This is a genomic window from Haloferax sp. S1W (assembly GCF_044593955.1).
GTDB lineage: Archaea > Halobacteriota > Halobacteria > Halobacteriales > Haloferacaceae > Haloferax.
The window spans coordinates 2,156,302-2,182,127 of record NZ_CP172595.1; the positions used below are offsets into that span (position 1 = coordinate 2,156,302).

A 25,826-nucleotide genomic window follows, 5' to 3' on the forward strand; every position below is an offset into this window, starting at 1 on the left:
GCCGTCGCTGCGGGATAAGTACGCAAAAAAGCGCGGTCGAGCGCTTTTAGATGTAGTCGATAGCCTGCGAAAGCTCGAGCTTCATGCCCTTGCGCTCGCGAATCTCCATAATCTTCTCGCGCTGGAGGTTGTCCGAGAGCACGCGGAAGCCGGCGTTCTCCGTGTTCCAGGAGGCGCGGCCTTCCGTGGCGGAGCGAACGTCCGAGGAGAAGCCAATCATCTCTTCGACGGGTGCGATACCCTCGATGACCATGAGGTCACCTTCCTGATACATGTCGTCGACGCGGCCGCGGCGACCCTGAATCTCGCCGGAGGCCGAGCCCATGTAGTCGGACGGAACGTCGATGCGGACGTTCTGGATGGGTTCGAGGAGCTTCACCTGACCCGCGATGAGCGAGCGGTGGACCGCGTCACGCGTCGCAGGGATGACCTGCGCGGGACCACGGTGGATGGTGTCCTCGTGGAGCTTCGCGTCGTGGAGACGGAGGAGCGTACCCTGAACGGGTTCCGCGGCGAGCGGACCATCGTCGAGCGCCTCTTCGAGACCCTCGATGACGAGTTCCATCGTCTCGTTGAGGTGCTGGATACCCTTCGTGTCGTCGATGAGGATGTTCGTCCCGTGGATGTGTTCGACGTTCTGGGACGTGTCCTTGTCCATGCCGGCTTCCTGCAGTGCCTCACGGCGCTCCAGTTCGGGCATGTCCATCGAGATTTCGCCGAGCTTGATGGAGTCGACGATGTCCTGCGAGAGGGGTTCCGCCGTGATGTAGAACTTGTTGTGGCGGTTCGGGGAGACACCCTCGACTTCGTGGGAGGAGCCTTGGACCTGCTCGCGGTAGACAACAATCGGCTCACCGGTGCGGACCGGGATGCCCTGGTTGTCGCGGATACGCTGCGTGATGACTTCGAGGTGGAGTTCACCCTGACCGGAGATCAGGTGCTCGCCCGTGTCCTCGTTAATCTCGATGCGGATGGTCGGGTCTTCCTTTGCGACCTGCTGGAGCGTCTCGATGAGCTTCGGCAGGTCGTCCATGCGCTCTGCCTCGACGGACTTCGTGATGACAGGCTCGGAGATGTGCTCGATGGACTCGAACGGCGTCATCTCGACCGAGGAGACGGTGGAACCCGCGATAGCGTCACGGAGACCCGTGACGGCTGCGATGTTCCCTGCGGGGACGCCGCGGTCGAGTTCCTCGCGCTCGCCACCCATGAAGACACCGACGGACTGGACGCGGTTCTTGCCCGCGGTACCGGAGACGTACAGCTCCTGACCCTTGCGGATGGTACCGGAGAAGAGGCGGCCGGTCGCGATTTCGCCCGCGTGGGGGTCCATCGAGATGTCCGTCGCCATGAAGACGACTTCGCCTTCGTCGTCGACTTCGCGCATCTGCCGTGCGAGTTCGGATTCGGAGTCGCCGCGCCAGACCGTCGGGATACGACGGGGCTGCGCGTCGAGGGGGTTGGGGAAGTGCTCCGCGACCATGTCGAGAACGACGTCCGAAAGCGGCGTGCGCTCGTGGAGTTCCTGACGGTTGCTCGCGCGTTCGAGGTCGATGATGTCGGCGAAGGAGATACCCGTCGCTTCCATCGACGGCATCGAGACACCCCACTTGTAGAGGGCGGAACCGAAGGCGACGGTACCGTCTTCGACGGAGACCGTCCAGTCGTAGTCCTTCTCTTTGGTCATGCCGCGGATGAGTTCGTTAACGTCGGAGATGACGTCGACGAGACGCTGCTGCATCTCCTCGGGACCTTCCTGCAGCTCGTTGATGAGGCGGTCGACCTTGTTGATGAACAGGGCCGGCTTGACACCCTCGCGGAGTGCCTGACGCAGCACCGTCTCGGTCTGCGGCATGGCACCCTCGACGGCGTCGACGACGACGAGCGCACCGTCGACGGCGCGCATCGCGCGTGTCACGTCGCCACCGAAGTCGACGTGGCCAGGCGTGTCGATGAGGTTGATGAGGTGGTTCTCATCATCGTACTCGTGCGTCATCGAGACGTTTGCTGCGTCGATGGTGATACCGCGTTCCTGTTCGTCCTCTTTCGTGTCCATCGCGAGCTGTTGGCCGGCAGTCTCGTCAGAGATCATGCCTGCACCCGCGAGGAGGTTGTCCGAAAGGGTCGTCTTCCCGTGGTCGACGTGAGCTGCGATGGCGATGTTCCGGATCTGCTCCGGCTTGTCCATCAGCTTCTCACATTCTTGGACGATTTTCTTTCGTCGGCCCATTATACAGAGGTCTACCGGAAGGAGGGTCAAAAGAGTAGTGTTTTGTCCGAGCGGATTCGGCCTTGTCAGGCATCCTACTGCCGGGGTATGAGCATTTTTGTCACGATAGTCACGCCGTCCGACGGGTCGACCGCCTCGGCGCAAGAGTCATGTTCTGTGGTACCATTACTCACGTACGAATGGACCTCCGTGTACTCGGAGGCGCACCAGCAGACCCGTTCTTGAGCGCCGCCGACCTGTTCGAAACCGAATTCCACCTCGACTACCCAGTCTTCGTGCGCGTGCACGACGACCCGGATTCCCGAACGTGGGCCGCCCACTATACGGACCGGCACGTCCTCAACATCTCGCGGAAGGCCGCGACGAGTGCGATGGCCCGAGAGTTCGCGCTTCACGAACTCTCCCACATGGCTCTCAACGAGGAGGGCCACGCGTCGCACTACCAGTCAACCCGGGAAGCGGTGTTTCTCGCGCTCGCCGGGCGGACAGTCGAGCGCCGCAAGCTCGCCCACTGCTACCAGATTGCGAATCACTGCAAGGACATCTACGCCGACGACCTGACGCTCAGCGTCGCGCCTGCGGAGAAACTCGTGCAGTTCCTCGAATCGCAGTTGGCGACCGCACTCGCCGACCGCCCCCGCGGAACCGACCGCCCCGGAACGCGCCTCGTCACCGGCGGGGCGGACCCGGAGATTACCGCGGTGAACGCCGCGTTCGCGCTCGCGCTCGTCGAGCGCCACGACCTCATCTCACCCGACCACCGGCTGTACGACCTCGCGCACGCGGCGGCCGACGACGCACCAGAAATCTCGCTTCCCACCTTCAAAGAGCACTTCCGAACGCTCGCCACCGACCCTTCGAAAAGCGAGTACCGCCGAACGCTCGTCGACGTGGTGAAAAACTACGTCGTCGGGCCGAACATGGCCGCAGACTAACCTCGGAGACCCCGTTTCGGTCGCCTCCCGCTACTCAGACGCCGGGACGACACGCAAGATTCGGTCGTCGTTCGGCCGCGGGTACTCCACGCTGTCGCTCCGAGTCCGCCCGTCGCGGTTCGATGTCGAGACCAAGAGCGACCCGTCCGGCGCTTGCGTCACGTCGCGAATACGGCCCAGTTCGTTTTCGAGTCGTGCGTGCGCGACGGCGTCGTATTGGTCGTCCATCCACGGCGCGTTGTAGGTCGTTCCCGAGGCCGTACCGGGGAGACTCTCTCCCGCCGGAACGAGCGTGACGACGTTGAGCCGTTGTGACCGCAATCCGCCGACGACGAGACGATTCCGGAATCCGTCGAGCGACCCGGTGTAGAACGTACATCCCGGCGGTGCCCACGTCTTCGAACCGGTGTTGACAACCGGGCGCGCGAACGACGAGTCGGTGTATCCCCCCGCTCCGCGTTTCGTCGGGTCCATGGTCCCCCACCCGTAGTTTGCGCCCGCCACGAGCCTGTTTATCTCGTCCGCTCCGCCCGGCCCGTGTTCAGTAATGAGCGTCGTCCCGTCTGGAAGCCAGGTGAGTCCCTGCGGATTTCGGTGGCCGATGGTGTAGAGTCGGGGGTCGGCTTCGGGGCCGAAGTCGGGGTTGTCAGCCGGGGCGGTGCCGTCCGGTTCGAGGCGCAAGACCGACCCTGCGAGGTTCGTGGGGTCGGCGGCGTTTTCTTCTGCTGCCGCGTCGCCGGTCGTCATCCAGAGGTAGTTCGACGGGCCAAACGCGAGTCGACTCCCGTTGTGAACGCGCGCACCGGGAATCCCGTCGATGAGTACCGTTTCGGTCTTCGCTGGGTCGTCCGCAGTCACGTCGAAAGCCACCAGCCGGTTTCGAGGCCCATCATCCGTGTCGGAGGTGTAGACGGCGTAGACGACGGGGACGTCAGGATACCGGGGATGGACAGCAAGGCCCATCAGCCCGCCTTCGCCGCCCGCAGCCCACCACCCGCCCTCGTCGCCGTGTGCGACTGCACTGGCATCGACGACATCGTTGGCCTCGAACGACGCTTCCAGCGTACCGGCGCTGTATCTGAGAATCCGACCCGGTCGCTCGGAGACGAACAGGTCGCCGTTGGGTGCGAAGGTAACTTCCCACGGAATCGCGAGGTTCTCGACGACCGGTTCGACGCTGAGGCCTGTCGGCGGTGGCGACGACGGGGGTTCCCACGATGTCTCGCTCGTTCCCGACTCGTGAGCGACCGACAGGTCGTACCGCTCTGTGACCGGCGGCACGGGGGTTGCAGTCGCGGTCGTTGCTGTCGTCGTTCGTTCGGTGGTCGTCGCTGTCGGAGTGTCGGTCAACGTGGAACCAGTCGAGAGTTCGCCGCGCAGACAGCCAGCGAGCGAGCCGAGACCGAGGGTAGCGAGAAGCGAGCGACGCGAGAATCGTCGAGACATATCACACCCGTATCGGCTAGAGATGATACGTTTTGTGACACTGTCGAAAAGACGAAGCTCGTCTGACCACCCGATGGACGAGCGCCCGAGAGTGCCGCCGCTCGCCGGAAAGAAAACGAAGAGAGAAAAGAGAGATTACCGGGCCGCTTCTGCGACGCGCTCTTTCTCTTCTTTCTGCGAGATAGCGTACGCCTGGACGTCGTAGTCAGCGGCACCGATGAGCTGCTGTGCGAGCGCTTCGGCGGCGCTGGTCTTGGACTTGTACGAGCCGCTGAGGGTACCCTGTGCGATGAACTTCAGGGCCTGGTCGACACGGCGCTGGGGCGCAACGTCGACAGCCTGCGGGACCGAGATGCCACCGTACTTGAGGCGGACGGTCTCCTCACGGGGGCCGGCGTTCTCGACAGCAGTGACGAGGATCTGAACGGGGTTCTCGTCGGTCTGGTCGGCGATGATGTCGAACGCATCGCGGACGATTTTCATCGTCTTCTGCTTGTGGCCCGTGTTGTCTTCCGTCTGCATCAGACGGTTGATGAGGCGCTCGACGATGCTGATTTCGGACTTCTTGAACTGCTTCGAGGCGTGACGACCCATCGTGTGGGCGATGGGCGTCGCCTTGATGTAGCGGCTCATTCCGGGAGCGCTGTACTCGATTTCGGAAACGTCCCATTCGCCGAACAGAAGCGCGTTCTGCTTTGCTTCGTCGCTGCTGGCGGGGGACTCGGGTTCGGGGGCGTCGCTTTCAGACATTTTATCGCACCGGCTTCTCTGCGTTTCCGCGGACGAGTTCGATCATCGACACGCCGTTGACCTTCTCGACCTTGTAGTTGACACCGGAAAGGTCACCCATCGCGCGACCCTTCGCACCACCGATACCGGCGATGGTGACTTCGTCGTGCTCGTCGATGAAGGAGATTGCACCGTCACCAGGACAGAACGCAGTGACCTGCTTTCCGTTCTTGATGAGCTGCACACGGACACACTTTCGGATTGCCGAGTTCGGCTGCTTTGCTTCGATTCCGACCTTCTCGAGGACGATACCGCGGCCCTGTGGGGCACCTTCGAGGGGGTCAGACTTCTTGCCGAGTCCGCGCTCGCGTCGTGCGTAGCCCGAGTCGGACCAGCGGCGCTTCTGCCGGTCCTTCTTGAGCTTCCGCGCGGCGTATTTGCCGTTTGCCATAGTGGACGTGGTTTCCATATGGAGCTACTTAAGCCTCCCTTTTCGAATGCGACGAGACGGGTTCAGCTCCGATTAGCGACCCCTAAGGACGAATCTGAGGCCGTTTCGCTAATTCAAACGACGGGCGCACGCTTGCGAAGAGGGACTGAAGTGACCGGAGAAGTTGTCGTTGCCACCTCGTGTGTCAGCCGTCGACGAGGTCGATATCGAGGTGGCCGCTGACCTCTTGCCCGGACGCCGGACCGAGGGTCAACCCCTCCGCGTCGAAGCGACGTTTCACCCGTCGCCTGAACTTGGACCGAACGTCGACGAGGTCTACGTCCATCGGCGACTGAACCCAGAACTCCGCTCGAATCCCAACGCTGTTGTCGGTGAACTCGATGATTCTGGCGGTGGGTTCGGGGTCGTCCAAAATTCGGTCGTCCTCGCGGACCGTCTCGACGAGTTCGCGCAACGCCAGTTCCGCGTCGTCGTGGTAGGCGATGTCGACGCGCTCGGTGATGCGGTATTGCTCCCGGCCGTATGGCCTTTTGAGGACGTTCGTCGCCAGTTCCGTGTTTGGGACGGTAACCGTCTCGTTATTGATGGTTCGCACGCGCGTGACCCGGAAGTCCACCGCTTCGATGACGCCCTCACCGCTGGGCCACGATATCCAGTCGCCGACGTTGAAGTCGGGGTCGGCGACCAGAAAGAGACCGCTGATGAGCGCGCCGATAACCTCCTGCCCGGCGACGCCCACCACCAGCGTCAGCGCGGCGATGATGAGCGCACCGTTGGTCAACACTGCCCCGTACCCGGCTCCGACGACGCCCGCCAGCGCCGCCACCACGACGACGAACGCGTGCGTGTACGACTGTGCCGCCGTCTGTAACGTCGGGTTATTCCGGTTGCGCGAACTGACGGCCCTCGTGACGCCCGGCACGAGAAGGAGCCTCCCGAACAGGTAGACCACGAGCGACCCGACGACGAACCCGAGTGCCGTACCCGCAACGACCTCATAGCCACCAGACACGCCGAGGTCAATCTGTGTGGGAACGCCAACAGCGCTCGGAGCGGAACGGACGGCCGCGCTCGCGCCATCTGAGAGCATGCCTACTCCGGCGGGCGCGGCCACCAAAAACGTATGGTCGAGTGACAAACAGCGTTCCAGTCCGACGGTGAGGTGTCGGAGCGGCGACCCCGGCTACGTCAACTGGATGTCGTCGATGTCGTAGTGCCGACGCGCCAGCGTCCGGGCGGTGTCGATGGTCTTCCCGCCGGACCCGATAGCGACGCCGCGGTCCTCATCTGCGACTTCGACGTACGCGACGGTGTCGTTCTGCCGCGAAATCGTCACGTGACGGACTGCGGCCGGAGCGAGGGCGCTCGCGACGAACGCCTCGGGCGTGTCGGCGTCTTCGACCAGTTCGACGGTGCGCCCGATTTGGCGCTCGACTTCCTGTACTGTCCGCCCGCCCGGGCCGATTGCCGTCGCCATGTCGCCCGCGGCGACGAGAAAGACGACCCGGTCGTCGAAGACGAGACAGTCGTGCGCCGTCGCACCGGTTTCGTCCTCGAAGAGAACGACGAACTGGCGTGCCGCATCCGACAGCGTGACTTTCATCGTCAGTCGTCGGACGGTTCGGGTGCCGCGCTGGCCTTGACGTCGTCAGCGTCGAGCGACCCCATGCGGAGGTCCACGTCGCCGGTACCGATAGCAATCGGCTTGCCGACGATGACGTTCTCGATGACGCCGTCGAGGTCATCTTCTTCGCCGTGGATGGCAGCGTCGAGCAGGTGGTTGACCGTCACCTCGAATGCTGCACGTGCGAGGACGGATTCCTTCGACCCGGAGATACCGTGGCGACCGATGGACTCGATTTCGCCGTTGTTGGTCATGATGTCCGCGACCAGCATCAGGTGTCGGATGTTCACGTCGTCGAGACCCTGCTCTTTGAGCGTGTTCATCGTCTCGTCGATGATGGCTTCGCGGGCCGCCTCGATGCCGAGTTGCTTGTGCACCTCGTGGATGTTGTTCGAGGTGGTGCGGGAGGCATCGACGCCCTCGATGGAGAGCACGTCGCCGAAGGCCGACCCCTCGGTGTAGAGGACGAACTCCTCTTCGTCGGTGTCGTCGTTCTGCTCCTTGCGGATGACGACGCGAGAGACCTCTTCGATACCTTTGAAGACGATGTCGCGGAGTTCCTCGACGAGTTGGAGAAGCCGACGGTAACTCGGACTCTCGGGACCGAACTCGATGATGGTCCCCTGCCGACGCGTCTTGACGCCGAGGGCGTCTTCGATGGTGTCGGCGATTTCGCTGGCGATGACGCCCACGTCGTCGTAGGTCGGCCAGCGCTCTTGGAGCGTCTCCTCGTTGAGGTTGATTTGGACGACCATGTCGGCGACGTTCGTCGAGATGTCACCGAGGGCGAGAATCTTCGTCGATTCGATGTCCCAGACGACCTGATGGGCCAAGTCGCGGTCCATCGCGTACTCGTCTTCGAGGTGGACTGTCATCATCGGCGTGTCCGGGGTCTTCCGGGCGTCCACCAGTTCGATGAGACGGGGAAGCCCCTGTGTCACGTCGATTTCTGCGACGCCCGCGAAGTGGAACGTGTTCATCGTCATCTGCGTTCCCGGTTCACCGATGGACTGTGCGGACACCGTCCCGACGGGGTCGAGCGCGTCGACGCGCGTCTCGCGGTAGCGCGCCGCGACCGCTTTGGTGATTTCTGTCGTCTGCTCGGTCGTGACGCCCTCGCGGTCGTCTATCGTCTGGTAAACCTGCGCCTTCAGGCGTCGAGGGATGTCGGCCGCCTCGACGATATCGACGGTGTCGGCGTCGACGTGCTCGTATTCGGATTCGGGTTCGTGTTCAGTCATCGGATTCCACCTCCGCACGGGCCGTGACGCCGTGCTCGGAGAGGTTCGTCTTCGGTGCGCGCTCGCCAAGGAACCGCTCTTTCTCTTCGTCGGAGTTGAACTCCGCTTCGACGACGCGGTCCGCGATGGCATCAACGTCGATAGGCGTGTCTTCGCTCGACGAAACCTTCACCGGACTCGTACCGTCCTCACCGAACTCGAACTGGACGATGGTGCCCGAGGTGTCTCGGACGGAGCCGTCGTACTGCGCTTCGAGTTCGGACAGGGCGTTGATGAGACGACGCTGCAGATACCCGGACTTCGAGGTACGAACTGCAGTGTCGACAAGCCCCTCGCGGCCACCCATCGCGTGGAAGAAGAACTCACGCGGGGTGAGACCGGCACAGTAGGAGTTCTCGACGAAGCCGTGGGCCTCTGCCGAGAGGTCACCTTTCTGGTAGTGGCTCAGGGTACGCTCTTCGTACCCGCGGTTGATGCGCTCGCCACGAACTGCCTGCTGACCGACACAGCCGGCCATCTGCGTCAGGTTGAGCATGGACGCACGCGCACCGGACTTGGACATCACGACTGCCGGGTTGTCCTCTGCGAAGTGGTCCTCTGCGATTTCCCCAGCAGAGTCACGCGCCTTGCCGAGACGCTGCATAATCTTCATTTCGAGCGTCTCGTCGACCGAGCGGCCCGGCAGGGACTCGAGTTCGCCCGCCTCGTAAATCTCGATGAGTTCCTGAATCTTGTCGTAGGCGGCGTCGATGGCTTCGTCGACCTGCGCGGTCGCTTCGTCCGGAATCGACTCGTCGTCGATACCGATAGACAGCCCGAAGTGCATGATGGCACGCATCGCCAGCGAGGCAATCTCGTTGATGAAGATGCGCGAGCGGGTCTTCGAGTAGTCCTTCGCGAGCACGTCGACAATCTCGCCACCGAAGGCACCGACGGCGTCTTCGTCGATGGTTCCCTCGACGAGTTGGCCGTCCTCGATGACGACGGTGTCGCCGACCTTCGAGGTGAACTCCATGTTCAGGTCGTCGGGGAGGAGTTCGGAGAAGATCTGCTGGCCCGTCCAGTACGGGGTGCCGTCGTCTTCGCCTGCGGGTTCAGGGAGCGTGTCCACGCGCGTCGCGCGAAGCAGGTCGAGCGCCTGCGTCTCGACGAACTTCGGATTGTCGTGCGTGAGCAGATAGGTGCCCGAAATGTGGTCCTGAATGGCCCCGATGATGTTTTCACCGAAGCGCGGCGAGAGAATCTGCTCTTGGACGCGCATGAGGACGCGCGCCTCGGCACGGGCCTCCTCGTTCTGGAGGGCGTGCATGTTCATCTCGTCGCCGTCGAAGTCTGCGTTGTACGGCGGACAGACAACGGTGTTCAGGCGGAACGTCTTGTACGGCATCACGACGACTTCGTGCGCCATGATGGACATCCGGTGCAGCGACGGCTGTCGGTTGAAGATGACGATGTCACCGTCGACGAGGTGGCGGTTGACCTCCCAGCCGACTTCGACTTTCTCTGCGAGTTCCTCGCAGTTCTTTTCTGTCACCTTGAGGCGTCGGCCGTCGGGACGACGGACGTAGTTCGCACCGGGGTGGCCCTCGGGTCCGTTGCGGACGTACTGACGAGCCTCGTCGATGTTGCGGTCGGTGACGTTCATCGTCTGTGTCATCTCCGTCGCGACGCGGTCCGGAACACCGACCTCGTTGAGCGAGAGGGTCGGGTCCGGCGAGATGACGGTACGCGCGGAGAAGTTGACACGCTTACCCGAAAGCGAGCCACGGAAGCGCCCTTCCTTCCCCTTCAGGCGCTGGCTGAGCGTCTTGAGGGGTCGGCCGGAGCGGTGGCGTGCCGGGGGCGTCCCCGAAATCTCGTTGTCGATGAACGTGGTGACGTGGTACTGAAGCAGTTCCCACAGGTCCTCGATAATCAGCTGCGGCGCACCAGCCTCGCGGTTCTCCATGAACCGCTGGTTGATGCGGATGATGTCGACGAGCTTGTGAGTCAGGTCGTCCTCGGAGCGCTGACCGTTGTCGAGCGTAATGGACGGCCGAGCGGTGACCGGCGGGACGGGGAGGACGGTCAGAATCATCCACTCGGGACGCGACCGCGAGGGGTCGATACCGAGCGTGACGAGGTCCTCGTCCGGGATGTCCTCGAACCAGTCGCGGATGTCCGAGGGCATCAGCTTGTTCATGTCCTCTTCGGTCAGGTCGATGCCGAGGGCCTTCTCCAGCGCCTTTCGGTCGTCGCCGACGGGGCGGAACTCACCGGCGAGCACCTGATTGATGCGCTCTGCCGGGAGGTCAGCCTGCTCGGCGAGGTCGACCGGCGAGATGCCATTGTCGTCCTCGTCGTCGGGGTCCGGCTGCATCGCGGAGGCGATGCGCTCGGAGAAGTCCCCGGCAAGCACGTTCTGGACCTCGTAGTAGGTCGTCGGCTTTTCGTGTTTGATGTCGTGCTGTGGCGAGTCGCAGTGCGGGCAGCGGTGGGCCTTTCGGGCCTGCCGGACTGCCGACTTCATCACGTCGCTCCAGTCGTCGCCGAGTTCCTTCGTGCGACCGAGTCTGTCGCGGTAGTCCGCTGCTTCTTCCTGCGTGAGCGCGAGGCGACCGCACTCGCGGCAGGTCGAACGGAGGAGGCGACGGATGAGCTTCGTGAAACCGACGTGGATGACGGGTGCGGCCAGTTCGATGTGACCGAAGTGCCCGTTACACGACCCCGAGTGCTGGCCGCAGGTGCGGCACTGCAGACCGGGGTCGATGACGCCCAGACGCGGGTCCATGAGACCCATGTCGATGGGGTAACCGTCGTCGTCGTAGGTGTCCGCGGTGATGACCTTCGTCGCGGACATGTCTCGGTACGTCTCCGGGTCCATCAACCCGAACTGGATGCTTCCGATTTCTTTGGGTGTCTGAATTGACATGTGTAGTTAGACCGCGTCCTTCAGTTCGATTCGTGGGCGTACACCGAGTGCGACCATCTCGTCGAGCAGCAGCTTGAACGCGTAGCTGATGTCGATTTCGTGGATGTTGTCCTCGTCGCCCGTGACCGGGTCGTAGATGCGGCGCTGGTCGCGGTCCTCGACGGCGACCATGCCGGTGTCCGCGGAGATGTAGACGCTCTCCTTGTCGGAGGAGTCGAGCAGACGCTCTTGCAGCACCATCGCCGCGCCGTGCCCGATGACGGTGTCACGCTCCATCTCACCGAGACGAAGCCCACCCTCGCGGGCGCGACCCTCGGTGGGCTGGCGGGTGAGAACCTGCACGGGACCGCGCGAGCGGGCGTGCAGCTTGTTGCTCACCATGTGGTACAGCTTGTGGTAGAAGATGATGCCGACGAAAATCTCGGCTTCGACCTTCTCGCCGGTGACGCCGGAGTACATGACCTCCTTGCCGGAGGACATGTAGCCGCGTTCTTCCAGCGCAGACCGGAGTTCGTTCTCGGACTCGCCCTGGAAGGCGGTCCCGTCGACGCGCCGACCTTCGAGCGCACCGACCTTGCCGCCGAGCATCTCCAGCACGTGACCGACCGTCATGCGCGACGGCAGTGCGTGCGGGTTGATGATGAGGTCCGGCACGACGCCGTCTGCGGTAAAGGGCATGTCTTCCTGCGGAGCCAAGTGGCCCACGACACCCTTCTGCCCGTGACGGGATGCGAACTTGTCACCGAGTTCCGGAACGCGCTGGTCGCGGACGGAAACCTTGGCGAGTTTCGAGCCGTCTTCACCCTCCATCAGGGTGACCGTGTCGACGACACCGGACTCACCGGAGCGCATCGTGACGGAGGTCTCGCGGCGCTTCTGCGGCGAGAGACCGGCCATGTCGTCGGGTTCTTCGAGGAACCGCGGCGGCGACGTCTTGCCGAGGAGCACGGAGTTCTCGTCGACGACCGTTTCGGGATTGACGAGGCCGTCTTCGTCGAGGTGCGAGTAGGCGTCTTCACCGCGCGCACCGCGCACGTCCTGCGACGGAATTTCGAAGCGGTCTTCCTGTCCACCGGGGTACCGGCGCTCTTCGCCTTCGTAGGTCCGGAAGAAGTGCGAGCGGGAAAGGGCGCGTTCGACAGACCCCTTGTTCATGACGAGCGCGTCCTCGATGTTGAACCCCTCGTAGGACATCACGGCGACGACGAAGTTCTGTGCGGCCGGGCGCTCGTCGAACCCAATCTGCTCTGTGGTCTGGGTCTTGACCATCGAGAGCTGCGGGTAGTGAAGAAGATGTTGTCGGGTGTCGGGACGGATTCGGTAGTTTGCCGCCGGAAGCCCCAGCGACTGCTTCATCATCCCTGCACCCATCGTAATACGCGGCGAGGCGTTGTGTTCCGGGTACGGAATCATCCCGGCACCGATACCGAAGATGAGCTGTGGGTCGATTTCGAGGTGCGTGTGGTCTTCGTTCAGTTCGTCTTCGTCGACGGCGACGTAGATGTCCTCTTCTTCCTCGGCGTCGATGAACTCGACCAGACCGCGCTCGACGAGGTCGTTGAAATCAAGTTCGTTGTTATCGAGGGCCTCGACGTGTTCGTCACCGAGCAGCGGTTCACCGTCTTCGACGACGATGAGCGGCCGACGGGCGCGGCCGGCGTCGGCGTTGATGATGACTTCGCGGGTGCGCTCCTTGACGGAGACGTTCACCATCTGGCTGACGTCGCCGCGGCGACGCGCCTCGCGAATCTGTGCCGCGAGCTGTTCGGGGTCGGGGTGCGTCCCGACGAGACTACCGTTGACGTATACTTTCGCTTCTCGCTGTGCCTGAGCCATGTTAGTCGTCTGCGGGTGTGGCGTCGACGCTGTCGATGCCGGGGATTCCCTCGACACCCATCGACGCAAGTTCTCGCTTCAGTGCCTGTTCGTCTTCGACGTTCTGGGAGAGTTCCATCGCCTGCGCGAAGTTCTTCACCAGTCCACAGTTCGGTCCCTCGGGGGTCTCGGAGGGACAGATGCGACCCCACTGGGTCGCGTGCAGGTCGCGTGCCTCGAAGTGGGGCTGCGAACGCGACAGCGGACTGCGGAGGCGACGCAGGTGAGACAGCACACCCATGTAGTCGGTCCGGTCGACGAGCTGGGAGACGCCGGAGCGTCCACCCACCCAGTTCCCCGTCGCAATCGGGTGTTCGAGACGCTCGGTGAGCACGTCAGAACGGACGACGGTGTTCACCGTGAGGTTGCGGTTACGCATATTGGCGCGTTCGAGCTGGTACTTCACGTCACGTGCCAGCTTGTTGAGCGCCGTCCGGAACAGGTCCTTCATCAGGTCGCCGGAGACCTTGAGGCGCTTGTTGGCGTAGTGGTCCTTGTCGTCGGAGTCGCGACGACCGAGTGCGAGTTCGAAACACGCCTCGGCCATCCGGCAGAGGTAGTACGCCTTGTTCATGCGCACTTCCTCTTCCTCTGCGCCCTCTTCGTGGAGGTGCGGCAGGAGGTAGCGGTCGATGACGTAGTTGGCACGCTTGAGCTGGTAGTTCTTCCCCTGTCCACCAGCGACGCGCTTGCCGAGCGCCTCGATGGCCTGTTCTTGGGTCTGCACGTCGGCCTCCTCGAGGTTCTCGAGCATGAACTTCACAATCTCCGGGTCCTCGGAGACGCGATGGACGATTTCCTCGTCAGATTCGAGACCGAGCGCGCGCACGAGCGTGACGAAGTTGACGCTCCCGGAGACAGATGGGAACGACACTTCGAGAAGCCCCTCACGGTTGCGCTCACAGAGAACGAGCGCGCGGTACCCGCGGCGCTGACTGAACGTCTTTGCGACCTGAATCTCGTCGCCGTACTTCGTGTCGTACTCGGCGAGAATCTTGTTCGGAGCCAGGTCCTCCGAGGTCATGAGGACGCGCTCGGAACCGTTGACGATGAAGTAGCCACCGGGGTCGACGGGGTCTTCGCCGATTTCGACGAGGTCCGCGTCGGTGAGTTCGGCGATGTTACACTTCGAGGAGCCGACCATGATGGGCATTCGTCCCACCTTCGTCTCGGCGGTGTCGACGACGACTTCCTCTTCTTCTTCGCCGCCGCGAACGATGGACATCTCCATGAACACGGGGGCGGAGTAAGTGATGTTACGCAGGCGTGCTTCCTGCGGGAAGAGAAGCTCTTCAGAGCCGTCGGCCTCGCGAACTCGTGGGGTCTCGACGCGGACGCCACCGAGTTCGACGTAGACCGGCTCTTCGCCCTCCTTGTCACCGATGTCCGTCTCGATGGTGGCTTTCTCTTCGACGACCTGCGCCATCCCGCGTTCGAGGAACGCGTTGAACGAGCGGAAGTGATGTTCAGCGAGCCGTTCTTCAGAGAAGTACTTGCGAGAAACCTCGCGTCGCGCTTGTCGATTCATTCGATCACCAATCGATATACGACCGCCTTGTCGGTCGTCCGCGAATTCCGAACGATCTTGATGACATCGCCGGGCTCCGCGTCGTCAGGGAGCGCCGGGTCCTTGCGCTTGATCTTCGGCAGGTTCGTCTTCTCGACGTTGTACTCCTGCAACACGCTCTCGACTTCCTCGTCGTCGAGAACCGTGTGCTCCGGAACCAGTTTGTGTTGGCTTACGTCTACCATGTATGGTGCTGCTGGGTGCTGGAAGAAGCTGTCACGGGATACTACGGCAGATTTTGGGGGCCATCCATTTAACACTTCCCAACTCGAGCGAAGAAAGGCGGGGCTACCGGAGGTCACGCACTGCCGATGCGCGAATCGTCACGTATTGGCATGGGAAATCCCGATATAAATGTCTTCGGGGCAAGAATCGCGGTACCGCGGGCCAAGGCCAGAACAGATGGTAAGTCTTATCTATAAACCTCGGCTACGAATGATTGCAGACGGAGGGCCCGGGTGGTGTAGTGGCCCATCATACGACCCTGTCACGGTCGTGACGCGGGTTCAAATCCCGCCTCGGGCGCTCTCCGTATCTCAATTCCACTTTGCCCGGATGGTGTAGTGGCCCATCATACGACCCTGTCACGGTCGTGACCCGGGTTCAAATCCCGGTCCGGGCGCTTCTCTCATTTCCAACCGTCGAGCGAGGCGTCTCGTCGCCGAGCGGCTGGTTGGGATGTGTAAACTCCGACAGAGGGATTTGAATCAGGGAGCGAAGCGAGCGGTAGCGAGTGAGGTTCAAATCCCAACGAGACTGTATATCGTCACCACGCTGACAGTCACAAACCACCTACCGACCCCACGGCAGATTACCCAACAATCCCACCGACAGCAGCCCCAATCGCAACCCCGACCAACGCCGCCAGCAACGTCCCGAAAGCGTACCGGGCGGCCGTCTGGTAGTCGCCCACGTCAACGAGTTCGGCGACGCCGACCGCGAAGGACGAAAAGGTCGTGAACGCGCCGCAGAACCCCGTCCCGGCGAGGGTCGCCGCCGCGTCGCCTACGGGCGCAGTGACGATGAATCCCAGCGCGATGCTCCCGAGGACGTTGACGGTGAACGTACTCCACTTGCCGACGAGTTGCTGGTCGACGACGTGGCGGGAGGTTGCCCCGGCCATGCCGCCGATGCCGACGAGTACAGTCGAAGTGAGCGAAAGGCTCACTGTCTCCTCCCGAGTGCGATACCGGCCCCGGCAGCGACGAAGCCGAGGACGTAGTTCGCGCCGATGTTGAGTACGCCACCAGTCATCGAGAGCCCGGCCGTCTGGACGGCGAAGGTGCTGTAGGTCGTAAACGAGGAGAGGAGCCCCGAACCGAGGAGCCACTGGGCTCGCCGCGACGAGACGGTGGTGATGAACGCTCCGAGGACGAAGCTCCCGAGGACGTTCACCGCAAGCGTCCCGCCGGTGCCGGGGATGGCGACGCCGACGAGATAGCGGAGCGTCGCGCCGAGAAACCCACCGGCGGCGACGAGCGCCAGTTCCGAGCGGTCCATACCAACCCTGACCCGGGGGGACTACTCCATGGTTTCGGAAGCGTCACGGGACGGGACGGCAGCAGGTGTCGCGCCGTGAGACGGGACGGCAGTGGGCGTCGAACCTCCATCGGGGGTGTCGCGCTCGCGGATGCGCACGTCGTGAACGGATTCGGTCGTGTCGTCGACGACGAGCGCACAGCCCAGTTCTCGGGGGAGGCGAGATTCGAGGTTTGAGTCGAGATACGTCGGGTCGGCGGCGGCCATCGCCGACACGTCCGGTCCGGCGGTGAGTCGGTGAGCGATTCGGAGGTCGGCTTGCGAGACGGCGACATCGGGAAGCGCCGAGGGCCGCTGGGTTGCGAGGACGAGTCCGACACCGGGTGCACGCCCACGCGTGAGAATCGTTCGAAGCGCCGGTTCTGCTACGCCGTCGACGAACGCGTGCGCTTCGTCCACGAGGAGCCACGGGAGGTAGTCTACGCTATCTGCAACGCGTGCCTCGTACAGGCCGCGGGCGACGACGCGAACGACGGCGCTCGCGGGGCGTTCGTCCATCGCGGAGAGGTCGAGTACATCCGGAGACGGCCCGCAGAGGTCGGAGACGGCCAGCCCTTCGGGGTCGAACACCCCCCACGAGTCAGCGAGTGCGAGGTGATTCGTGGCAGCCCGTCGCGTGGCGGCCGTCGCATCGGCGTCAGCGACTGCCGACTGCATCTCGTCGAGTGAGTCGGCCTCGGCAGCGACTCGCCAGACGAGTGACCCGACCGGGCCAGTCGAGTCGAGTCCGAGTAAGTCGGGCCACGCACTGGGTGGGAGGGCGTCCGCCCGAATCCTCGGTGCGTGGTGGACCGTCCCGCCAACTGGGTCCGCGGCGAGACCCGAGAAGACGCCCATCGGGTCCACGACGACGGGTGAGACACCCTCAGCGCGGGCCAGTCCTTCGGCGACGACACCGAGCGTGTGTGACTTGCCGCTTCCGCGTTTGCCAACGACGACAGCAGCGTGCGGGCGGTTTACGTCGAGTCCGACGGGTGCGCCAGTGCTTCCGTCGCGGGCGCGATATGTCCCGAGGGTGCAGACTGGCCCGCTGGCGTCTGGGTCGCGGCCAATAACGTGCATGGGGTGGCGTGGTCCCGGCTTCCGACTTGAACCTCCGGACGAGGGTTTATATACGAAACCGCGGCCAGACGGCCCATGCTCGATGCATTCCGGTCAGACACACGCGCTATCGAAGGACTCCCAGTTCGTCTCGTCGTCGCTCTCGTCGTCGGCGTCGCCAGCATGAGCGTCATGCTCAACATGCTCTCTGGAGTGCAGGGACTCGCCACCTCGGAACTCAACGTAAAACCAAGTCCCGATGTCGTCGAACCGGGCACCCACGACATCACGTTCACCGTCGTCGACCACGAAGGCAACCCGGTCGAGGGGGCGACCGTCATCGTGAAATCCGGGACCGCCGAACTCGACGGCGTTGTCGCGGAGAAGACGGGCGGTGACGGGACGGCGACAGCGACAGTCGAAGCCGAACTCAGCGCGAACAGAGAAGACGGCACGCTCGTCGTGGACGTAAAGCCGCCTGCTGGAAGTTCGTTCGTGGACCGGCGCGAGAACACGGCGATTCTGGTCGTCAGGCAGGAGACCTAATCTGCGGCGTGCGCTACCAAAAGAGCGCTGTCGAGGGTTTCGCCGCCGCTTCGATGCTCGTCTCGGCGTCGATAGCCGGGACGAGTACCGTCGCACGCGTCCCCAGTTGGTCCCCATCGGCTGGCTCGATTTGAAACGACCCGCCGTACCGGGTGACAATCCAGTTCACGAGCCACAGCCCCATGCTACTGCCGTGGTCTAACTCCGTCTCGTGTCCCATTCGGACGAACGACGTCTCGCTCGGTGAGATGCCGTCGCCGTTGTCGAGGACTTCGATTCGAATCTGGTCGCCTGCGTCGGTGACCGATATCGACACGTGTGCCGAATCGGTCGGGTGGTGCGAAATCGCGTTCGTCACGAGTTCCGAGAGCGCTCGTCCGAGTTCGCTCCCGGCGCAGATACTTCGGTCGGACTGCACGTCGATGGTGACCGTCGCGTGAGGTGACGACTGCGCGTGCTCCTCGACGATACGAGTCAAGAGCGTCTCCGGGTCGAGGCGACAGGGGTCGCGTTCTCGATGCGCGTACCGCTTTAGTTCCCGAGCGCGTTCGCTCAACTGAACCAAATCGTGGCTGCGCTCGCGGATTCGGGAGACGGCTACGGACGCCATCTCCGGGTCGTCCAAGAGGTCGGCGTTCCCGAGAATGACGTTCATACTGTTTCGTAAGTTGTGCCTGAGCACCCGGTTGAGCAACTCGACGAGGCGGACAGTCCGCTTTTCTTCGGTGACGTTTTCGTGGAATCCGACGTAGTGAGTCACCTCGCCGGACTCGTCGCTGACTGGGCTAATCGATGTGCGACACCAGAGTGGGGTTTCGTCCCGTCGAGTGACGAGCAGGTCGAATACGCTGGAGTCACCCGTCGCCAGCACCTCACTAATGTCGGCGATGTCCACAGGACCGACACTCTCGGCGAAGAAGGTGCGATACGGATGCCCCAGAATCTCGTCGCGTGAGTAACCAGTCAACGCTTCGAACGCCTCGTTGGCGTAGGTGATGACGAACGCTGGGTCCGCGGCTTCGGCAATCGTGATGCCGACAGCCGTGTCTTCGAGCGCCCGGTGTTGCAGTCGGAGTTCGCGCTCTTGTTCGACGCGTTTCGTGATGTCGCGGGCGACGCCCTGAATCAGTTGAATCTCGCCCTCGCTGTAGACGGGGCGAGCGTTGATTTCTAAACGAACGGTCCCCTCGATTTTCCGCTCGAATTCGATTTCGAGGTGTTCGACGGGGTCACCGTCGAGCAGTTGGTCGAACGCCGCGATAGTCCGCGGTAGCGACGACTCACAGGTGTAGTTGATAAACGAGGTTCCGACCAGTTCCTCGCGGGTGTAGCCAGTGATTCGTTCGGCTGACGACGAGGCATAGGTGAACACGCCATGGCTGTCGGTTCGATAAATCACGTCGAACGTCGTCTCGGTAATCTCTTCGAACGTTTTGCGCTCGGTTTCGAGGCGTCTGTTCTGGTCTGCGAGTGTCCGCTGGTAGGCGCGTCGTTCGAGTGCCTGCGAAATCAGTTGCCCGACGAGTTCGACCAACAACCCTTCGGACTCGGAGAACGACTCGTTCCGCGTCGTCGAATCCCCGAAACAGACGGTCCCGTACACCTCGTCGTCGACGACTACCTTGGTGCCGATGTAGCAGCCAAGTTCGAAGGTGTCGAACGCCTCCGAGGGGATGGCTGGCGACGCCGCTGCGTCTTGGACGCTCAACGTTCCCGATAGTTGTATCGTCCGCCGACAGTAGGCCTGTTCCAGCGGGCACGACTCACCGGGCTGGAGGAGTTCGTGCGAACCGATAGCCTGCAGTATTCGCTGTTCGCCGTCCCCGATTCGGGTCAGAAAGCCGTATTCGACACCGAGAGAGTCGGCAGTGAATTCGAGCGCCGTCTGTACGGACGCCTCGAAATCGAGTTCGTCGTCTGCGAACGTCGCGTAAATTCGCTCGCGGATGGAGGTACTATCTCGCGCCATGGGAGTTCGAACAATCCGGGGTACCTGTCGTTTGAACCACGACTCTGCTTGAGACGTAGTCGTGTCGCGAAATAACGTTGTCTCCCGTCCGAGAATGTTGGGTACGGGCTACCGCTCTGGATGCGTTGGTGCACCGAATCCGCCGCGGACGAGCGGTTTGGCGATGTGTCGGCGAGCACAGGGTGGCACCTCGTACCACCCGATTTCGAGGGTTCGGTCGACGGGCTGGTCGACCTTTCCGGGGGCGTCGGTCCCGCAGTCGCGACAGCGGTACCCCTGATTGCGACCGGCGCTCTTCATCGTCCGCCCGCAGTCGGGACAAACCGGTGTCGCAGGCTCCGTCTGCACGAGGTCACGGACGGCGAACTTCTCCAATTTGAGCGTCCCGTCTGAGACTTCTCCGCAGACGGTAAGTCGGTCACCCACTCTGAGCGAGCGCACGTGGTCGCGGAAGCGCTTCGTCGGTTCGAAGGCGGCCACCGTAACCGTCGCGTCGTCGTCCGAGAGGTCGAAAAAGACGTGGCCACCGGTTCGCGTCTCCGGTTCAGAAGCGACGGTGCCCGTGACGCGATACGCCCGCCCGTCCCGGAGGTCCGACAGCGACCCGTCTCGGAGGTGCGCATCAGTCCCCTGATTGGTGACAAACGTCGCCGAGCGGTCCACGGGTTCCGAGACGATGTCAGCAGCGACCGAGCGGACCGCGTCGGGGTCGTCGCCGCGGATACCGTGGAGAATCGGTCCCGGTGCGTTCGGGACGCAAACAGCCTCACCTTCGACGCGGTCGACCGTATCCCACGCGGTCGGGTAGCCTGCGTCGGCGGCCTCGAACACCGAATCGAAGTCGACCTCGCGGGGCGTCCCGCAGCGGTGGAACTCGCGGTAGGAGATGTGTTCGTGCGTCCACTCGTCGAAGGCGGCCCACGCGCCAACGGCGGCGAGAGCACCGATTCGGCCTCGGCCACCGTGCCAGCCTTGGCTCAGGAACCCGGATTCGGTCGCAAGTTCGACGGCGCGGTCGGTGTCGTGGAAGTCGCGGACGGCGTCGCGGGCGAACTCCTCGACGGCGGTCGAGACGGTCTCGGGCGACCCCGGCGCGACGACCAGTCCCGGACTCGTCCGGTCGTCGTCGACGACGGCCCAGCGTTCGAGTTCCGCCCGCGCAACGTCGAAGGCGGTCCCGGCAGGAACGTCGGTGTGGATAGCCAACGCGGCGTTGCCGCGAGTCTTGTGTTCGACCGCAGGGTTGAGTCTGATGAGTAGCAATCGCTCTACAGACCCACCTTCCTGTTCGATGGCCTCGGCGACGAGCGTCGCGAGGTACGTCGTACACATCCCGAGCGTCCGGGAGTCGGTGTCGTCGAGGCCGATGACGGTCATCGTCGAAGGTAGCCGAAGCGCGAAGTAACGCCTTTCGGGTCGTCTGTGACTATATAAATGTCGTCGAAAAGCAGGAGAATTTCGGGGCATCGGGGCCACGTCCGGGGAAAACGCTTTATGGGCCGAATCGCTTATTGCCCCCTATGTCCCGGTCAGCGCTGGTTGGCAACATCGCCGCGATGCTCCAAGATGCTGGGTTCGTCGTGAGCGACCGGATTGCCATCCGGCCCAAGAGCTTCGACCTCGCCGCACGCAGAGGTGAGGACCTGTTGCTCCTCAAGATACTCGGGAACATCGACGCCTTCGACGGCATCACCGGTTCCGAGATGCGACGCCTCGGGTCGTACCTCGATGCGACCCCCGTCGTCGTCGGACTTCGCACTCGCGACGAGGACCTGAAGCCGGGTGTCGTCTACTTCCGCCACGGCGTCCCGGTGCTGAATCCCGACACCGCGATGGACCTGTTCGTAGAGGGTGTCCCGCCGCTCATCTACGCAGCCCCCGGCGGCCTGTACGTGAGCATCGACGGCGACATCCTCTCCGAAGAGCGGCAAGAACGCGGCTGGAGCCTCGGCCGTCTCGCGAAGGAACTCGGCGTCTCGCGCCGCACCGTCTCGAAGTACGAAGACGGGATGAACGCGAGCATCGAGGTGGCCATCCAACTCGAAGAGCTGTTCGACCGTCCCTTCTCCAACCCGGTCGATGTCTTGACGGGTGCCGAGGAGGTCCGCGATGCGGAGCCGACGCCCGACGACCCGGCGGCCGACCCCGACGACGAACACGTCGTCTCCGTCCTCACGCAGGCGGGCTTTACCGTCCATCCGACCTCCCGAGCGCCGTTCAAGGCGGTGAGCGAGGACTCCGGCCGCCGGAAGCACACGAACGTCCTCACCGGCCACTCGTCGTTCACGCGGAGCGCCGAAAAGCGCGCACAAATCATGTCCTCGCTGGGCGAGATTACGCGCACTCGCTCTGTGTACTTCGTCGAGGAGAAACAAAAGCGCGAGTCGGTCGATGGCACCGGCATCGTCAGTTGCGACGAACTGGCCGCCATCGACGACCCCGACAAGATTCGCGACCTGATTCGCGAGCGCGCCCGCGACCCCGCCGAAATCTGACGACAGAGAACCCTCGTCGCTGGAGCGCTACCTCCGGTATTATCGTGTCTGCTCGCGTACCCACGGGTATGGCGAAGTCGGAGAAGACACCAACCCGTGAGCAAGTCGCACTGCTCGCGACGGCGGTGCAGCAGGGAGTAGACTCGTGGCCCGACGTGGAGCAGACGACGATGTTCGGGTGTCCGTCGTTCCGGGCCAACGGGACGCTCTTCGCCGTCGTCTCGGAGCAGGGGGTGTCGCTCACGTCGTTGCCGCGCGAGGAGCGGGCGGAACTGGCGGCGCAGCAGCAGGTCGTTCCGTTCGAGGCAAACGGCCGCCTCGTCGGGTCGTGGGCGACGGTCCACATCGACCCGAGTCACGTCGGCGACCTCGAAGACGCGATTCGGGCAAGCTACGAGGCGGCGCGGGACCGGAAATCGAAGTGAGAAGGAGGGCGATTCGGCTTCCGAGTGGGCGAGTTACGCTGCCGAGCCGTAGGTCTCTTCGAGGTACTCGACGATATCGCTCGACTCGGGCATTCCCGTGACGCCGTTGGCCTCGTCGACGAGGACGGGAACGCCGGTCTGGCCGCTAATTTCTTTCACTTCGGTTCGCTCCGGGTGTGCGCGGGGAACTTCCACGGAGTCGTATTCTACGTCGAGTTCGGCGAGTTTGTTCTTAACCTTCGTACAGAACGGACAGCCCGGCAGTTCGTAGAGCGTGAGATTCGACATCACCGCCTGCTATGGAGTCCGGTATAAAAAGACCGGCGGAGATGTGTGCCGCCGGTGCAAACCGAAGTGAGAAGACGAGACCGTCGCCTCAGACCTGCGCCTGAAGCATGCCGGAGGTCCGGACGACGAAGTAGACGACGAACAGGACGGCGAGGACCCACTGGCCCGCGCTGATGTCGTCGTAGTCGCCAGCGGCGACCTTCACGAGCGGGTACGAGACGATGCCCGCGGCGATGCCGTAGGCGATGGAGTACGTGAAGGGCATGATGAGGATGGTCATCCCGGCCGGAATCGTGTTGGTGATGTCGTCCCACTCGATGTCGACGACGTTCTGGAGCATCACGACGCCGATGACGACGAGCGCGATGTGCGAGGCGTAGAGGGGGATTGCCGTCGCAATCGGGACGAACGCGAGCGAGCAGAGAAAGAGGATGGCGACGACGAGGGCGGTGAGACCCGTGCGGCCACCCTCTTCGACGCCGGTCGCGGATTCGATGTAGGTCGTGACCGTCGACGTGCCAATCATGGCACCAACGGTGGTACCGACCGCGTCAGCCATGAGCGGCTTGTCGATGTCCGGGAGGTCACCGTTGTCGTCGAGGAAACCAGCGACCTGCCCGACGCCGACGAGCGTCCCGGCGGTGTCGAAGAAGTCCACAAAGAAGAACGTGAAGATGATGAGGGCGAAACTGAACGCTTCGACGTTTCCGAATCCGGAGACGAAGGCTCCGACCAGCGGCGTCACGTCGTAGGTTGCGGTCGACGAACCAGCGACGAGGCCAGCCTCGGGAGAGACGAAGCCGAAGAAGGTGAGTGCCCATCCGATTACGGTCGTGATGATGATGCCGAGGATAATCGACCCGGGGATGCCCGTCGCGTAGAGAGCGAACGTGATGAACAGGCCGACGATAGAGACGATGGCGACCGGATTCGAGGCGAGGTCGCCGAGGGTGATGAGTGTCGCCACGTCGTCGACGACGATACCCATCGCCTGGAGGCCGATGATGGTCAAGAAGAGGCCGATACCGGTTCCCACGGCCATCTTGACCGGTTGGGGGAATATCTTGATGATGGCTTCACGCGCGCCCACGGCGGTGAGAGCGATGAAGAGCAGTCCCTCGACGAAGACGGCGGCGAGCGCCGTCTGCCACGGGATACCCAGCGCGCCGACGACGGTGAACGCGAAGAACGCGTTCAGGCCGAGACCGGGTGCCTGCGCGAATGGTCGATTGGCGTAGAACGCCATCGTCAGTGTCGCGATGGCCGCCGCGACGATGGTGACGACGGCGAGCATCGACTGCACCTCACCGAAGGTGTAGCCCGTGATGGCGATGCCATCGATGCCGGGAATATCCGGGTTTTCTGCGAGAATCGACGGGTTGACGACGACGATATAGGACATCGTCAGGAACGTCGTGATACCCGCCAGAATCTCGGTCCTCACCGAGGACCCGTGGTTATGCACGTCGAAGTAATTTGCGAGGGATTCAGTGAGCCCCATAATGCACGACTAAGCATACCCACGATTGCACACATAAGCATTACCATCGACACGTTCGAAAATACACATACCCGTGCATTATACGGGTGTTTTTTTGGGACACACCCGCACGTGCATGACTATTTGCGACAACAGTGTGTCAGAATACAATCCAGTTGTATTACTCAGTTATTAGAGAGGGACGAACCGAATCGCGGTAACGACTCCCTATTCGAAGACGCTGAGCGCGCCGATTGGCGCGTCCGTGAGTTCACCAGCGCGGGAGGTTCCTTCGTCGCCAACGGCGATAAGGGCGAAGACGCCTGCGATATTGGCGTCGGCTTGCAGCGCGATGTCCAAGAGGAGTTCCTGTGTCTCGCCGGAGCGGATGAGGTCGTCGACGACGAGGACGCGTTCGCCCGCGTCGATGGCGCTCGCGGGGAGGTAGTAGGTCAGTTCGATACCGGAGGCGAGGCGCTGCCGGGACTCGATAAAGTCCTCGACGGCGGTCTCTTTCGATTTCTTCGCGTACGCGAGGCGTGCGCCGAAGTAACTCGCCATGGCGGCACCGAGGGTGATGCCGTCGGTCGCGGCCGTAAGAACCACGTCCGGGCGCTCGAATCCGAGGGTGTTCGCCGCGACGGGCGCGACGAGGTCGAGGAACGACTGGTCGAAGACGACATCGGAGTTGTCGACGTAGCCCTCGTCGTCGAATCGGACGCGGGCTTCGAGTTCGTCCGCGAGTGCATCGCGGCCGACGCCTTCGACGACCTCGCGTGCGCGCTCGACGCCGGGCAGGACGTGCCCGTTGACGTAGCGATTAAGGTCGCCAGCCGGGAGTCCAGTCAGTTCGGCGAGTTCGTCGTAGGTCCGGGTCTCTTTGAGCATCCGGAGCACCGACACCGCCTGTAACTGGAGTGCGGCCTTCTCTGCTCTGTTCATGCCTTCGCCCTCGTACTTGCACAAAAATGAATATTTCGATTGTCGTCCGGGCGCGAATTACTCACATGCGTGTATCGACCCAACAGTCGAAC

At 63.0% G+C, this 25,826-nt stretch carries 23 protein-coding genes and 2 tRNA genes; 6 read left to right on the forward strand and 19 right to left on the reverse strand.

Going from position 1 to position 25,826, the window contains the following annotated elements; genetic code table 11:
• Window positions 1-46 precede the first annotated feature (46 nt).
• Complete coding sequence (locus ACH9L7_RS11380; RefSeq protein WP_396610820.1) at window positions 47-2,230, reverse strand: elongation factor EF-2; 2,184 nt, start codon at window positions 2,228-2,230, stop codon at window positions 47-49.
• 179 nt (window positions 2,231-2,409) lie between these two features.
• Between ACH9L7_RS11380 and ACH9L7_RS11385 the strand changes: the two genes are divergently transcribed.
• On the forward strand, window positions 2,410-3,165 hold the full coding sequence (locus ACH9L7_RS11385) for a DUF5781 family protein (protein ID WP_396610821.1): 756 nt from the start codon (window positions 2,410-2,412) through the stop codon (window positions 3,163-3,165).
• Between the two features lie 30 nt (window positions 3,166-3,195).
• Here the strand turns inward: ACH9L7_RS11385 and ACH9L7_RS11390 are convergent, their stop codons facing one another.
• From ACH9L7_RS11390 to ACH9L7_RS11435, 10 genes are all read right to left on the reverse strand, one after another.
• Window positions 3,196-4,611: a PQQ-dependent sugar dehydrogenase gene (locus ACH9L7_RS11390; protein ID WP_396610822.1), complete on the reverse strand. Its 1,416-nt coding sequence runs from the start codon at window positions 4,609-4,611 to the stop codon at window positions 3,196-3,198.
• A 135-nt stretch (window positions 4,612-4,746) separates the two neighbouring features.
• Window positions 4,747-5,361 carry a 30S ribosomal protein S7 gene (locus ACH9L7_RS11395; RefSeq protein ID WP_396610823.1) on the reverse strand — a complete coding sequence of 205 codons (615 nt, stop codon included), beginning with the start codon at window positions 5,359-5,361 and terminating at the stop codon, window positions 4,747-4,749.
• 1 nt (window position 5,362) lies between these two features.
• Window positions 5,363-5,791 carry a 30S ribosomal protein S12 gene (locus ACH9L7_RS11400; RefSeq protein WP_007544522.1) on the reverse strand — a complete coding sequence of 143 codons (429 nt, stop codon included), beginning with the start codon at window positions 5,789-5,791 and terminating at the stop codon, window positions 5,363-5,365.
• Window positions 5,792-5,975: 184 nt separating this feature from the next.
• A complete protein-coding gene (locus ACH9L7_RS11405; protein WP_396610824.1) occupies window positions 5,976-6,881 on the reverse strand; it encodes a mechanosensitive ion channel family protein in 906 nt (301 codons plus the stop codon).
• Between the two features lie 93 nt (window positions 6,882-6,974).
• Window positions 6,975-7,394 (reverse strand): NusA-like transcription termination signal-binding factor, encoded by a 420-nt coding sequence (locus ACH9L7_RS11410; RefSeq protein ID WP_396610825.1) that lies wholly within the window; start codon window positions 7,392-7,394, stop codon window positions 6,975-6,977.
• A 2-nt stretch (window positions 7,395-7,396) separates the two neighbouring features.
• Window positions 7,397-8,656: a DNA-directed RNA polymerase subunit A'' gene (gene rpoA2 / locus ACH9L7_RS11415; RefSeq protein WP_396610826.1), complete on the reverse strand. Its 1,260-nt coding sequence runs from the start codon at window positions 8,654-8,656 to the stop codon at window positions 7,397-7,399.
• Complete coding sequence (locus tag ACH9L7_RS11420) at window positions 8,649-11,567, reverse strand: DNA-directed RNA polymerase subunit A' (protein WP_396610827.1); 2,919 nt, start codon at window positions 11,565-11,567, stop codon at window positions 8,649-8,651. The genes rpoA2 and ACH9L7_RS11420 overlap by 8 nt, the downstream gene beginning before the upstream one ends.
• A 6-nt stretch (window positions 11,568-11,573) precedes the next feature.
• On the reverse strand, window positions 11,574-13,403 hold the full coding sequence (gene rpoB / locus ACH9L7_RS11425; protein ID WP_396610828.1) for a DNA-directed RNA polymerase subunit B: 1,830 nt from the start codon (window positions 13,401-13,403) through the stop codon (window positions 11,574-11,576).
• Between the two features lies 1 nt (window position 13,404).
• On the reverse strand, window positions 13,405-14,970 hold the full coding sequence (locus ACH9L7_RS11430) for a DNA-directed RNA polymerase subunit B'' (protein WP_396610829.1): 1,566 nt from the start codon (window positions 14,968-14,970) through the stop codon (window positions 13,405-13,407).
• On the reverse strand, window positions 14,967-15,194 hold the full coding sequence (locus tag ACH9L7_RS11435; RefSeq protein ID WP_007544515.1) for a DNA-directed RNA polymerase subunit H: 228 nt from the start codon (window positions 15,192-15,194) through the stop codon (window positions 14,967-14,969). Before ACH9L7_RS11435 ends, ACH9L7_RS11430 begins: the two co-directional genes overlap by 4 nt.
• A gap of 267 nt (window positions 15,195-15,461) precedes the next feature.
• Between ACH9L7_RS11435 and ACH9L7_RS11440 the strand changes: the two genes are divergently transcribed.
• Window positions 15,462-15,534, forward strand: a tRNA-Asp gene (locus tag ACH9L7_RS11440).
• Between the two features lie 24 nt (window positions 15,535-15,558).
• A tRNA-Asp gene (locus tag ACH9L7_RS11445) sits at window positions 15,559-15,631 on the forward strand.
• 189 nt (window positions 15,632-15,820) lie between these two features.
• On the opposite strand, the gene ACH9L7_RS11450 is transcribed toward ACH9L7_RS11445, so the two are convergent.
• The 3 genes from ACH9L7_RS11450 to ACH9L7_RS11460 are packed head-to-tail and all read right to left on the reverse strand — an operon-like array spanning window position 15,821 to window position 17,610.
• Window positions 15,821-16,177 carry a fluoride efflux transporter FluC gene (locus ACH9L7_RS11450; RefSeq protein WP_396610830.1) on the reverse strand — a complete coding sequence of 119 codons (357 nt, stop codon included), beginning with the start codon at window positions 16,175-16,177 and terminating at the stop codon, window positions 15,821-15,823.
• Complete coding sequence (locus ACH9L7_RS11455; RefSeq protein WP_396610831.1) at window positions 16,174-16,509, reverse strand: fluoride efflux transporter FluC; 336 nt, start codon at window positions 16,507-16,509, stop codon at window positions 16,174-16,176. The genes ACH9L7_RS11450 and ACH9L7_RS11455 overlap by 4 nt, the downstream gene beginning before the upstream one ends.
• A gap of 21 nt (window positions 16,510-16,530) precedes the next feature.
• Window positions 16,531-17,610: an ATP-binding protein gene (locus ACH9L7_RS11460; RefSeq protein ID WP_396610832.1), complete on the reverse strand. Its 1,080-nt coding sequence runs from the start codon at window positions 17,608-17,610 to the stop codon at window positions 16,531-16,533.
• Window positions 17,611-17,685: 75 nt separating this feature from the next.
• Between ACH9L7_RS11460 and ACH9L7_RS11465 the strand changes: the two genes are divergently transcribed.
• Window positions 17,686-18,135 (forward strand): carboxypeptidase regulatory-like domain-containing protein, encoded by a 450-nt coding sequence (locus ACH9L7_RS11465; RefSeq protein WP_396610833.1) that lies wholly within the window; start codon window positions 17,686-17,688, stop codon window positions 18,133-18,135.
• 13 nt (window positions 18,136-18,148) lie between these two features.
• Here the strand turns inward: ACH9L7_RS11465 and ACH9L7_RS11470 are convergent, their stop codons facing one another.
• Together ACH9L7_RS11470 and ACH9L7_RS11475 are read right to left on the reverse strand one after the other, a co-directional pair.
• Window positions 18,149-20,104, reverse strand: a complete 1,956-nt coding sequence (locus tag ACH9L7_RS11470) for a PAS domain S-box protein (protein WP_396610834.1) — start codon at window positions 20,102-20,104, stop codon at window positions 18,149-18,151.
• A gap of 108 nt (window positions 20,105-20,212) precedes the next feature.
• Window positions 20,213-21,481: a DUF1743 domain-containing protein gene (locus ACH9L7_RS11475; RefSeq protein WP_396610835.1), complete on the reverse strand. Its 1,269-nt coding sequence runs from the start codon at window positions 21,479-21,481 to the stop codon at window positions 20,213-20,215.
• A 143-nt stretch (window positions 21,482-21,624) separates the two neighbouring features.
• On the opposite strand from ACH9L7_RS11475, the gene ACH9L7_RS11480 reads away from it, so the two are divergent.
• Window positions 21,625-22,599, forward strand: a complete 975-nt coding sequence (locus ACH9L7_RS11480) for a transcriptional regulator (protein ID WP_396610836.1) — start codon at window positions 21,625-21,627, stop codon at window positions 22,597-22,599.
• A gap of 68 nt (window positions 22,600-22,667) precedes the next feature.
• Window positions 22,668-23,024, forward strand: coding sequence for an MmcQ/YjbR family DNA-binding protein (locus ACH9L7_RS11485; RefSeq protein WP_396610837.1), 357 nt, complete (start codon window positions 22,668-22,670; stop codon window positions 23,022-23,024).
• 33 nt (window positions 23,025-23,057) lie between these two features.
• On the opposite strand, the gene ACH9L7_RS11490 is transcribed toward ACH9L7_RS11485, so the two are convergent.
• The 3 genes from ACH9L7_RS11490 to ACH9L7_RS11500 all read right to left on the reverse strand — a co-directional run bounded on the left by ACH9L7_RS11490 (window position 23,058) and on the right by ACH9L7_RS11500 (window position 25,734).
• Window positions 23,058-23,312, reverse strand: coding sequence for a glutathione S-transferase N-terminal domain-containing protein (locus tag ACH9L7_RS11490; RefSeq protein ID WP_396610838.1), 255 nt, complete (start codon window positions 23,310-23,312; stop codon window positions 23,058-23,060).
• Window positions 23,313-23,400: 88 nt separating this feature from the next.
• Entirely contained in the window at window positions 23,401-24,813 is a 1,413-nt protein-coding gene (locus ACH9L7_RS11495; RefSeq protein ID WP_396610839.1) for an NCS2 family permease, read from the reverse strand.
• 207 nt (window positions 24,814-25,020) lie between these two features.
• Complete coding sequence (locus tag ACH9L7_RS11500; protein WP_396610840.1) at window positions 25,021-25,734, reverse strand: phosphoribosyltransferase family protein; 714 nt, start codon at window positions 25,732-25,734, stop codon at window positions 25,021-25,023.
• Between the last annotated feature and the right edge of the window lie 92 nt (window positions 25,735-25,826).